General features: G+C 59.4%; 12 protein-coding genes. 11 read left to right on the top strand and 1 reads right to left on the bottom strand.

Going from position 1 to position 10069, the window contains the following annotated elements; genetic code table 11:
- Nucleotides 1-131: 131 nt before the first annotated feature.
- From hisH to nrdG, 11 genes are all read left to right on the top strand, one after another.
- Nucleotides 132-767: an imidazole glycerol phosphate synthase subunit HisH gene (hisH, locus tag QZZ60_RS02000; RefSeq protein ID WP_295637125.1), complete on the top strand. Its 636-nt coding sequence runs from the start codon at nucleotides 132-134 to the stop codon at nucleotides 765-767.
- On the top strand, nucleotides 760-1551 hold the full coding sequence (hisF, locus tag QZZ60_RS01995; RefSeq protein ID WP_295637122.1) for an imidazole glycerol phosphate synthase subunit HisF: 792 nt from the start codon (nucleotides 760-762) through the stop codon (nucleotides 1549-1551). Before hisH ends, hisF begins: the two co-directional genes overlap by 8 nt.
- Nucleotides 1552-1670: 119 nt before the next feature.
- Entirely contained in the window at nucleotides 1671-3110 is a 1440-nt protein-coding gene (gene thrC, locus QZZ60_RS01990) for a threonine synthase (protein WP_295637119.1), read from the top strand.
- 282 nt (nucleotides 3111-3392) lie between these two features.
- Complete coding sequence (locus QZZ60_RS01985; protein WP_295637117.1) at nucleotides 3393-3581, top strand: 4Fe-4S dicluster domain-containing protein; 189 nt, start codon at nucleotides 3393-3395, stop codon at nucleotides 3579-3581.
- A 192-nt stretch (nucleotides 3582-3773) separates the two neighbouring features.
- A complete protein-coding gene (locus QZZ60_RS01980) occupies nucleotides 3774-4442 on the top strand; it encodes a YkgJ family cysteine cluster protein (protein ID WP_295637114.1) in 669 nt (222 codons plus the stop codon).
- Between the two features lie 2 nt (nucleotides 4443-4444).
- Nucleotides 4445-4846: a hypothetical protein gene (locus tag QZZ60_RS01975; RefSeq protein ID WP_295637111.1), complete on the top strand. Its 402-nt coding sequence runs from the start codon at nucleotides 4445-4447 to the stop codon at nucleotides 4844-4846.
- Nucleotides 4843-5490 (top strand): tetratricopeptide repeat protein, encoded by a 648-nt coding sequence (locus QZZ60_RS01970; RefSeq protein ID WP_295637109.1) that lies wholly within the window; start codon nucleotides 4843-4845, stop codon nucleotides 5488-5490. Before QZZ60_RS01975 ends, QZZ60_RS01970 begins: the two co-directional genes overlap by 4 nt.
- 246 nt (nucleotides 5491-5736) lie before the next feature.
- On the top strand, nucleotides 5737-7443 hold the full coding sequence (locus tag QZZ60_RS01965; RefSeq protein WP_295637105.1) for a putative sulfate exporter family transporter: 1707 nt from the start codon (nucleotides 5737-5739) through the stop codon (nucleotides 7441-7443).
- 57 nt (nucleotides 7444-7500) lie between these two features.
- Nucleotides 7501-7767, top strand: a complete 267-nt coding sequence (locus QZZ60_RS01960; protein WP_295637102.1) for a hypothetical protein — start codon at nucleotides 7501-7503, stop codon at nucleotides 7765-7767.
- 171 nt (nucleotides 7768-7938) lie between these two features.
- Complete coding sequence (locus tag QZZ60_RS01955; RefSeq protein ID WP_295637099.1) at nucleotides 7939-8823, top strand: hypothetical protein; 885 nt, start codon at nucleotides 7939-7941, stop codon at nucleotides 8821-8823.
- Nucleotide 8824: 1 nt separating this feature from the next.
- Nucleotides 8825-9355: an anaerobic ribonucleoside-triphosphate reductase activating protein gene (gene nrdG / locus QZZ60_RS01950; RefSeq protein WP_295637096.1), complete on the top strand. Its 531-nt coding sequence runs from the start codon at nucleotides 8825-8827 to the stop codon at nucleotides 9353-9355.
- A gap of 525 nt (nucleotides 9356-9880) precedes the next feature.
- On the opposite strand, the gene nrdD is transcribed toward nrdG, so the two are convergent.
- Nucleotides 9881-10066 (bottom strand): anaerobic ribonucleoside-triphosphate reductase, encoded by a 186-nt coding sequence (gene nrdD / locus QZZ60_RS01945; protein WP_294445652.1) that lies wholly within the window; start codon nucleotides 10064-10066, stop codon nucleotides 9881-9883.
- Nucleotides 10067-10069: the final 3 nt, after the last annotated feature.

Below are 10069 nucleotides of genomic sequence, written 5' to 3'. Positions count from 1 at the left end.
AGCGTCAAGGTCGATGGAGAAATGTCCACGGTGTTCAGGACGGGAAGCGGCCCTTCCCATATGTACGGCCGGACTCGTACCGGCATCAGTTTCTAGCTCTGAGAGCTTATCTTCTAAGACAGGTCATCCCGATGCTTGCCATTCTTGATTACAAGGCGGGAAACCAGACCAGCGTTTTGAGAGCGCTGCGTGCTCTGGGGATACCCGCCGACATTACGGCCGATCCTTCGGTCATTCTTGCTGCGGAAGGCGTCGTCTTTCCCGGCGTGGGCGCGGCCGGTCAGGCCATGAATCAGCTTGTTTCCACCGGCATGGACAAGGTGCTGCGCGAGGTCGTCGCCATGCGCAAGCCCCTGCTCGGCATATGCCTCGGCTGCCAGATCCTTCTGGAGCGCAGCGAGGAGAACGACACGGCTGCTCTCGGCATCGTTCCGGGCGAATGTCGTCGTTTCCGGCCGGAATGGCGCGACGGGGACGAGCCCATACGCATCCCTCACATGGGCTGGAACACGCTGGACGTGATTCGTCCTTCCGTGCTTCTTGAAGGCGTGGAGCCCGGAGCCCGATTCTATTTCGTGCACAGCTACTACACCGAGCCTGCGCAGGAGCTTGTCATTGCCACCAGTCATTACGGCAGGGAGTTCACGGCCATGTACGGTCGTCCCGGACTCTGGGCCGTGCAGTTCCACCCCGAAAAGAGCGGCCGTCCCGGACTTCGCATCCTGACGAATTTCTACCGCTACTGCCAGGAGGCCGCCCGTGTCTGAAAAAAGCCATCTGAGCAAGCGTCTCATTCCCTGTCTCGACGTGCGCAACGGACGCCTGACCAAGGGCGTCAAGTTCAAGGGAAACGTGGACATCGGCGACCCTGTGGAAACGGCGCGCCGCTATTATGAGGAAGGCGCGGACGAGATCGTCTTTTATGACATCACGGCCTCCTGCGAGGCCCGCGGCATCTTTCTCGACGTGGTGGAGAAGGTGGCGAGCAACATCTTCATTCCGTTTTCCGTCGGCGGCGGCATCGCGTCCGTGGAGGACATGCGCGCCGTGCTTCTTGCCGGAGCGGAAAAGGTGTCCGTCAACTCGGCGGCCGTGAAGGATCCGTATCTCATCAGCCGCGGAGCCGACGCCTTCGGCTCGCAGGCCGTTGTGGTGGGCATGGACGTAAAGCAGGTACCTGTAAGCGAAACCTGCCCTTCCGGCTATGAAATCGTCATACACGGCGGCCGCAGGCCCATGGGCATCGACGCCGTAGCCTGGGCCCGCCGCTGCGAAGAGCTCGGCGCGGGCGAGCTTTGCGTGAATTCCATCGACGCCGACGGCACGCTTGACGGCTACGAGCTCAAGCTCACCCGCATGATCTGCGACGCCGTGACCATTCCGGTCATCGCCTCCGGCGGCGCGGGCGCTCCGCAGCATCTCGTGGACGCCGTGACCCGCGGCGGGGCTTCTGCCGCACTGGTGGCCTCCATCGTGCACTACGGGCAGTACAGCATCGCGGAGCTGAAGGACTATATGGAGAAGGCCGGCGTTCCCGTGAGGAAGGTCTAGCCGCGTCCTGCGGCAGCTCATTGTTGTTCTCTTTCCTGCAAAAGGAAGATGGTTGCGGCCGGACGGCAAACATTCTATGCTTGCCGTTCCATGTTCGACCATCACTCAGGAGTTGTGATATGTCTCAGGATTTCCCCACGCGCCGCGCGCGCATGGAATATGTATGCATGAACTGCGGCCATCGCCATCCGGTGGACGCCCTTCTCTATACCTGCCCCGACTGCGGAGGAGTCCTTCTTCTCGAAGATCTTGATTTCGACGACATGAAGGACAGGGGCGCGCAGTACTGGCGTGATCTTTTCGACGCCCGTCGCGCCACGCGCACCACGGCTCTTCGCGGCGTGTTCCGCTTCTATGAGCTCATGGCTCCCGTTCTGGAGGAAGAGGACATCGTCTACCTCGGCGAGGGCGACACGCCCGTCATCGAGGCCTCAGCCGCCCTTGAGAAGCAGGTGGGCCGCCGCTTTGCCTACAAGAACGACGGCATGAACCCCAGCGCCTCGTTCAAGGACCGCGGCATGGCCGGAGCGTACAGTTATCTCAAGTCTCTCGTGCGCAGGAACGGGTGGCAGGAAGTGCTCACCATATGCGCTTCCACGGGCGACACGTCGGCCGCGGCGGCCATGTACGGCGCCTACGTGGGCGCCCCCATACGCACCGTGGTGCTTCTGCCTCACGGCAAGGTGACGCCCGCGCAGCTTTCCCAGCCCCTCGGCTCCGGCGCGCAGGTGCTGGAAGTGCCGGGCGTGTTCGACGACTGCATGAAGGTCGTCGAGTATCTGGCCGAACACTACCGCGTGGCCCTGCTCAACTCCAAGAACAGCTGGCGGGTGCTCGGACAGGAATCCTACGCCTACGAAGTGGCCCAGTGGTACGGCTGGGACATGGCGGACAAGGCTCTGTTCATGCCCATAGGCAACGCCGGCAACATCACCTCCATGATTTCCGCCTGCCTCAAGATGCATCGTCTCGGCATCATCGAGCGTCTGCCCCATATCGTGGGCGTGCAGTCCGAACATGCCGATCCCGTGTGGAGATACTACAGCCGGCCGAAGGAAACGCGCGAATATCACGCCGTAGAGGTGCAGCCCAGCGTGGCGCAGGCCGCCATGATAGGCAATCCCGTTTCTTTCCCCCGCGTGAGGAATCTCGTGGAGAAGTTCGAGGCGCTCGGCGGCCGTTTCGACGTGGTGCAGGTGACCGAACAGGCCATCATGGACGGCATGATTCTCGTCAATCGTCACGGCCACATCGCCTGCACGCAGGGCGGCGAGAGCTTTGCCGGAATGCTGCGGGCCGATGAGCTCGGTCTGCTGGAAAAGGACGAGTTCTGCGTGCTCGACTCCACGGCTCATGCTCTGAAGTTCGCCGGTTTCCAGAACATGTATTTCGAGGACGCCTTCCCCGCAGAATACGGCGTGAAGGCCCGGCCCGAGCTTGTGAACCATCCGAAGCTTCTGCTTACCGCAGAGGAGCGCGAGGCCATGCCCGCCGGAGAGTTCACCCGTGCGGCAGCGCTTGCCGTGGCCAGGGCTGCGGGACTGGATGCCAGAGACTAGATCCGTCACTCGGGATCGGCGGACCGTGAGGCGATGGCCGGAACTCAGGCGTGAACACGCGCTTTTCGCGGCGCCTCGCGGCAGGCCTTTTCGGGAACATGCCCTTTCGGAAGCCGGGCCCCGTAGCGCCGCGGAGCCGGCAGTTTTGGGAGAAGCCGCTTGACAGCGTGTTGCGCACAGGCTATCCCTCATGCATCGGATACTCCAGACAGGTATCCGATGCTCAACTCGGAATTCTTAACTTGCGCCGAACATCGTTTCGGCCGAACATTGGAGGCTGTTATGGGCTACAAGATTACTTTTGATGCGGACAAGTGCGTCGGCTGCGGCCAGTGCGTGGACATCTGCCCCGTTTCCGTGTGGGAAATGCACGACGGCAAGAGCGATCCCGTCAACGCTGAAGAATGCCTCGGCTGCGAATCCTGCACCGGCGTTTGCGAACACGACGCCATCACCATCGAAGAAGAATAACGTTCGAGGATTTCCTCGGCGAGGGCGGCTCAGGCCGTCCGGGTCCTGCGTCTTCGCTGGGCCGGCGGATGATCGGAGTCATCCGCAAAGCTGACTGTACCGCCGCTGTGCGGCGGCCCATGTGAGCCTGTTGCCGCCGGATGGGCTTTGCTCATCCGGCGGTTTTTTAACCGTTTTTCAGTGGGAACTATGATGACCAACCCGGAATTGGACGCTATTTTTCAGGAGTACGCGCAGCTTGCCGCGCAGGCAGATCAGCTTTTCGAGCGAGTGAAGAAACAGTTTCCTGAAGAGGTGGCCTGCTCCTCGGGCTGCAGCAGCTGCTGCCATGCGGCCTTCGATCTTTCCCTTGTGGAGGCCATGGCGCTGAACCGGGCATTCAACAAGGAATTTGACTTCGGCATCCGCCGTTCCGCCGTGCTTCAGGCCGCCGGCGACGTCGACCGCCAGCTCGCCCGTCTCAAGCATCACTATTTTCAGCAGGCCCGTCAGGGCATGAGCGACGAGGAAATCATGCTGGAGGCCGCAAAGGAGCGCATTCGCTGCCCCCTGCTCGGTCTGGACAACACCTGCCTGCTCTATGAGCACAGGCCCATCACCTGCCGTCTTTACGGCATACCTACCTCCATTCACGGCAAGGCCCACGTGTGCGGGGAATGCCGCTTCAAGAAGGGACAGGCCTACCCCACCGTGGCTCTTGACCGCATTCAGGATCGTCTGGCCGACATGAGCCGCCGCATCGGCGCTGCCATAGGCTCCCGCTTCCGTGAACTGCATCGCGTGTACGTTCCTGTGTCCATGGCGCTCATCACCAAGTATGACGACGCCTATCTCGGCGTAGGTCCGGCCCCGAAGGAGTAGCCATGTCCATCGCTTCGCTTCTGCGCAATGAAAAGCCCCGCGAGCTTACCGCCGATGAGGAAAAGCTCAAGCGGGACCTGTACGAGAAGATACCTCCGAGACGGCGCAAGTTCATCGACCGCATAGGCTATGAGAACTGGGATCCTTTTCCCGAGCCCAACGATCCTGTTGAAATACGTACCGACATCACCAAGCGCACGGCCCAGCAGCTCATGAAGGAGTTCATGAAGTCCAAGAAATGCGAGGCGCAGCTTGCCGGTGAGTCCGATCCCGGCGAGGCGTTCATTCAGGGGGCCATGGAAGCGGCCATCGGCGTGGTCAACAAGCAGGACAAATTTTTGGGCGCCTATGAGTTTGCCGCCTGGTATCACGAACTCCTAAAGAAGGAAGGTCATATCCAATGAAGGACCGCTATACCGATATTCACGAGTATATTCACGATCTTCAGGAAGAAATTGAAAAAGATCCCAAGTGTGCCATTCACCATTACAATCTGGGTGTGGCCATGCTTTCCCTCGGTGACTACGCCGAGGCCGAGGAATGCTTCCTGAACGCCGTCCGCAACTCCGGCCACATGGCCGAGGCCTTCGTGCAGCTCGGCGGCCTCTGCCTGCGCCGCGGCGATCTTGACGGCTGCATGCAGTACAACAAGGAAGCCGCGCAGTGCCGCGCCAAGTTCCCCGTCGCCTGGGGCAACATCGGCTTCGTGCATCTGCAGAAGGGGGAAGTGGACGATGCCATTGCCGCCCTGCACAAGGCTCTTACCTGGGATCCGAACTATCTGCAGGCCCGAGCCACCTTCGCTTCCGCCCTGTACATGAAGGGCGAATATGAAAAGAGCGCGGAGATGAGCCGCATGGTCCTCAAGCAGGAGCCCTCCTTTGCTCCTGCCTGGAACAATCTTTCTCTGGCATGCTTCGAGCTCGGTGAAGTGGAAAAGGCCAAGGAATACGCAGAGAAGGCATGTGAATTCGGCTACGATGTCGCCGACGACTACTGGAAGATGATTACCGAAGCCCTCGAAAAGAAGGAAGCGGAAAAGGCGTAGCACGTTTTTTTCTGCACGAAGGCTTGTTTTTCAGCCGCTGCACCAGACCGGCGCGATGTCCCGCAAGGGGAATCGGCGCCGGTTTTTTGTTGCATGACGGAGGAGTCGGAGAAAAAGCAGGGACTTTTTCCGACAAAATGGAAGATCGGCGGACAAATACTTGTCAATAGAGCATGAGTTTGTTATTGAAGGTACAAATGGGCTTGAGGAGAGTTTGTTTTTAATTTTTTAAGCAGGGGACTTTTTATGGCTAATGAAAACATAGTCGTTGACGATGGCCGCGCAAAATGGTCTGACCTCTGGCTGAAGGAAGACTATTGGGCGATATGGATCGGGTTCTTCATCCTGATCATCTCCGGCCTCATCATGATGAATGGCCGTGCCGACATCGAAGCCCAGCTCAGCAAGTATGACGCCGTCATCGCCGCTGAGAAGGCCAAGCCTATCAAAACCATCGAGCTTATTCAGGCTCAGGCCGCGAAGAAGGCCGTTGCCGGCAGCAAGCTGCCCGCCGCCAAAACCATCATCAGCTACCTCAAGACTCCCGCCAAGTGGTCCGGGAATCCCATGGATTCCTTTGTGACGCACATGGATGAATCGGCCAAGCCCGCCGCCGACGCCGCCGCCAAGACGGCCGCCGACGCTCTGGCCGCCGCCAAGATCGCTCAGGATGCCGCTTCCGCAGCCTCCTACCAGAACGCCGATCTGAACAAGGCCGCCGAAACCGCCATCGCCGACTGGCAGAAGGCCGACAGCGCCGCCGCCAAGGCCAAGGCCAAGGTCGGTTCCGACACCAACCTCATTCCCGGCTTCATCATCCTCGGCATCATCCTCGGCGTGATCACCGCCGTCGGCATGGGCGTCATGGGCTTCAACGTGGTTCAGTACTTCATCGGCTTCCTCGGCGTGTACGTGCTGTGCCTGTTCGCCAACTTCCTCGGCGGCTACAAGCCCACGGCCACCTACGGCCTCAATGCCGAAATTTGGTCCATCATCGTCGGCATGGTGGTGGCCAACACCATCGGCACTCCCAAGTGGATGAAGCCCGCCGTGCAGGTTGAATACTTCATCAAGGCCGGTCTCGTGCTGCTCGGCGCCGAAGTTCTGTTCAACAAGATTCTTGCCATCGGCATCCCCGGCATCTTCGTGGCCTGGGTGGTCACTCCCATCGTGCTGATCTCCACCTACATCTTCGGTCAGACCGTTCTGAAGATGCCTTCCAAGACCCTGAACATCACGATTTCGGCCGACATGTCCGTGTGCGGCACCTCCGCCGCCATCGCCGTGGCCGCCGCCTGCCGTGCCAAGAAGGAAGAGCTGACCCTGTCCGTCGGTCTTTCCATGGTGTTCACCGCCATCATGATGATCGCCATGCCCGCCTTCATCAAGGCCGTGGGTATGCCTGAAGTGCTCGGCGGCGCCTGGATCGGCGGCACCATCGACGCCACGGGCTCCGTGGCCGCCGCAGGCGCCTTCATCGGTCCCAAGGCTCTGCAGGTCGCTGCCACCATCAAGATGATCCAGAACGTGCTCATCGGCGTGAGCGCCTTCTGCGTGGCCATCTACTTCGCCACCAAGGTCGAAGCTCATGAAGAAGGCGTGAAGGTCGGTCCCATGGAAATCTGGAACCGCTTCCCCAAGTTCGTCATCGGCTTCCTCACCGCTTCCATCGTGCTGTCCACCATCGCCGGCAACCTCGGTGCCGATCTCGGCAACGCCCTGATCTCCAACGGCACCAACAAGATCACCGTGCCTCTGCGCGGCTGGTTCTTCGCCCTGGCCTTCATCTCCATCGGTCTGGCCACCAACTTCAAGGAACTTGCCGGCTACTTCAAGGGCGGCAAGCCCATCATCCTGTACGTCTGCGGTCAGTCCTTCAACCTGGCTCTGACGCTCCTGATGGCCTGGATCATGTTCTACAAGGTGTTCCCGGAAATCACCGCAAGCATCTAACTGAAACTCTGAACGTCGTCCGCACCGCCCTGCGGCGGTGCGGACCATGGATTTCAAATGATTTCTCTCTCCTCTTCCAGCAGAAAGGTCGCATGGCTGAAGCTCGTTGCACTCAGCATTGTCACATGGCTGTTTTTGGGTGAATTCCTCCCGTGGGTGTACGATGTGGTTCCTCCTCTTCGTCACTCCCGAGATCAGCAGGCAAAGTTCGACATTTCGGCGGGAGCCATTTATTATACGGATGTGCCTGTTTCTCTGGATAGTGAAATGGCCTCCCGCGAGGCCGTCCAAAAGGCCATTGAGCTTCGGGCCTCTTCCATGTAGTTTTTTTGTCAGGAAATATTGTAAAATGCCGCAGGCGTATGCCTTCGGCATTTTTTTTGGAGAGACTTCCCTATTGTTCTGCCGGCGGCCTCTGTGCTATTCTTCCGCAGGACGCCGTTTTGCGCCGTACGCGGCCGCGTCTGAATCTTCATCAATTCAATGGAACGTCATATGCAGCATATTGAAAGCATGGGGGACAAGTGGTTCGCCCTTGGAGTTGCCCTTAAAGACATCAACGGCGTCATTGCCACCACTCTGGAACTCGGAGGCAGCCGGCCCGCTTGGAGCATGAAGGATGATGAGGTGGAGCGTATGCTCATGGCCTGGCCCAGCGATTCCCTTCTGCGCACGTCCGTGCTCATGGCGGGCAAGCCGGAGGGCCAGCTTTCCGTCGTGGCCGTGGCTCCGTTCATGGAAGGCTTTGCCAATGCCATGACCATTCAGGACATCTATCCCTGGAAGGACAATCACGCGGGCGAAATTCTCGCGGCCACCGAGGATTTTCCTCCGTTCTGGTTCTATGATCCGCTCTTTTTCCGTGATGCGGAAGGTGAGGTCAAGGGCAAAAGCTGTCAGATTCTGCTTTCCGGTCTCTGTTTCGGCATACGCCGCGCGCTGCTCGACGAGCTGACCGTGACGGAAGGTCCGGCCTACGAAAAGCACGCGCTGGAATGGATGAAGCAGCATCCCGACAAGACGCGTCTTGACGTGCCTGCGCTCAAGATTCCGCTCAAGGGCAGGACGCTCATCGACATCACCGATCGCTGCTGCGAGTATCAGTGCCGCGCCAACATCTTTGATGTCGACAGCTTCATGTTCGGCCCGGAAAATTCCCAGATGAAGATATATCGTTTCGGCGTGGGCTTCGGCAATCCCGAACACCCCCTCTATGCCATCATCTATGTTCCTGAACGTGTGTGCGTCAAAGGCTATGAGCCCAAGGAAGGCGACGACGTGGACATGATCTTCTGGCTTCAGGGCCGCGTGGACGACACGGAGGGCATGGTCGCCCAGGAAACTGAAGAGACCGTCATCCCCGAACCGAACAAGGATTAGCATGGAAGCACTGAAGGATGTCATGCTTCGCGTGGCGGGCATTATCGAAGAGTCCATCGTGGATGGGCCGGGGCTCCGCTTCGTGCTTTTTCTTCAGGGCTGCCGCACGCACTGCAAGGGCTGCCAGAATCCGCAGACGTGGGATTTCGACGGAGGAACGCTGGTTTCGGCCGAAGACATACTTTCCCGAGTGCAGTGCGATCCTCTGGTTCACGGCATAACCTTCAGCGGAGGCGAACCCTTCGAGCAGGCTACGGCTCTGCTGCCTCTGGCCGAGGAGCTGAAAAGGCGCGGCTATCATCTCATGGCCTTCAGCGGCTACACCTTTGAGCAGCTTCTTCCGAAGCCCGGATGCCGGGAACTGCTTTCCCTGCTCGATCTTCTGGTGGACGGCCCCTTCGTTGAGGAGGAAAAGTCGCTGGAACTTCGCTTCCGCGGTTCGCGCAATCAGCGCATCATCAACCTGGAGGCTTCCAGAGCCGCAGGCTGGAAGCCGGTCCTGGATGAGCTGAACGGTCAGGTGGAACGGTAGCACCGCCTTTGCAGACGTTTGTCGGACCCGTCGTCTCTTCGGAGGCGGCGGGTTTTTCTGTTCGGGAGCGGTCGTCCGCAACAAGCGGGAAGCGGAAGGCGGCATTTTCGAGTCTTGAATGGAGAGAACCTGGAAAGGCTCAGGGATCTTCGTCTGAAAACGCGTCGTTTTCTGTTTTTAGGCCGTCTGTTCGACTGTCGGCATCTGGGGTAAGGAAAACGAAGAAACGCGCCTTCTGCGGCGTCCGGGGCGTCCTTGTCGGGACGTGGGAAACGGATGTCGCTTCAGCTTCGGCAGAAGGACCGGAAGAATGCGGTCTGTACGGCTTTGCTGCGGGGCAGGATTCCGGGAGCGGGTCGAATGCCGGATGAATGATATGTCTTGTGGTCCTGCCTGTTGAGGCGATGCCGCGCATGAGGACGGTTTCTGACGCGCCTTGTTTCGGCGCGGCATTCTTCGGCTTCGGACAAAAAAACGGGGACGAACCTTTTGGTCCGTCCCCGTTCCTTTTCATGCGGCGGGAATTTACTTCCAGCTGTCCATGCTGCAATGCTTCACGCGGTCGCGCTCTTCAGCGGCCTTGGCGTCATTGAAGCGGTCGAGAGTGCCGACGAGGTAGCCGGTAATGCGGCGGATACGCTCGAACTTGACATTGGAACCGACGAGAATCTGATCGGTGGTGGCAGCCACATCGGACTTGCAATGGATCATGAG

This window comes from uncultured Mailhella sp. (assembly GCF_905187505.1).
Lineage (GTDB): Bacteria > Desulfobacterota > Desulfovibrionia > Desulfovibrionales > Desulfovibrionaceae > Mailhella.
The sequence above is the reverse complement of the archived record's forward strand: the minus strand, read 5'-3'. Positions and strand labels throughout refer to the sequence as shown.

Coding starts and splice junctions, on each gene's coding strand:
- QZZ60_RS01965 (WP_295637105.1), top strand. CDS start 5,737: ATGGCTAATGAAAACATAGTCGTTGACGATGGCCGCGCAAAATGGTCT.
- QZZ60_RS01985 (WP_295637117.1), top strand. CDS start 3,393: ATGGGCTACAAGATTACTTTTGATGCGGACAAGTGCGTCGGCTGCGGC.
- QZZ60_RS01980 (WP_295637114.1), top strand. CDS start 3,774: ATGACCAACCCGGAATTGGACGCTATTTTTCAGGAGTACGCGCAGCTT.
- QZZ60_RS01975 (WP_295637111.1), top strand. CDS start 4,445: ATGTCCATCGCTTCGCTTCTGCGCAATGAAAAGCCCCGCGAGCTTACC.
- QZZ60_RS01955 (WP_295637099.1), top strand. CDS start 7,939: ATGCAGCATATTGAAAGCATGGGGGACAAGTGGTTCGCCCTTGGAGTT.
- thrC (WP_295637119.1), top strand. CDS start 1,671: ATGTCTCAGGATTTCCCCACGCGCCGCGCGCGCATGGAATATGTATGC.
- hisH (WP_295637125.1), top strand. CDS start 132: ATGCTTGCCATTCTTGATTACAAGGCGGGAAACCAGACCAGCGTTTTG.
- nrdD (WP_294445652.1), bottom strand. CDS start 10,066: ATGATCCATTGCAAGTCCGATGTGGCTGCCACCACCGATCAGATTCTC.
- QZZ60_RS01960 (WP_295637102.1), top strand. CDS start 7,501: ATGATTTCTCTCTCCTCTTCCAGCAGAAAGGTCGCATGGCTGAAGCTC.
- nrdG (WP_295637096.1), top strand. CDS start 8,825: ATGGAAGCACTGAAGGATGTCATGCTTCGCGTGGCGGGCATTATCGAA.
- QZZ60_RS01970 (WP_295637109.1), top strand. CDS start 4,843: ATGAAGGACCGCTATACCGATATTCACGAGTATATTCACGATCTTCAG.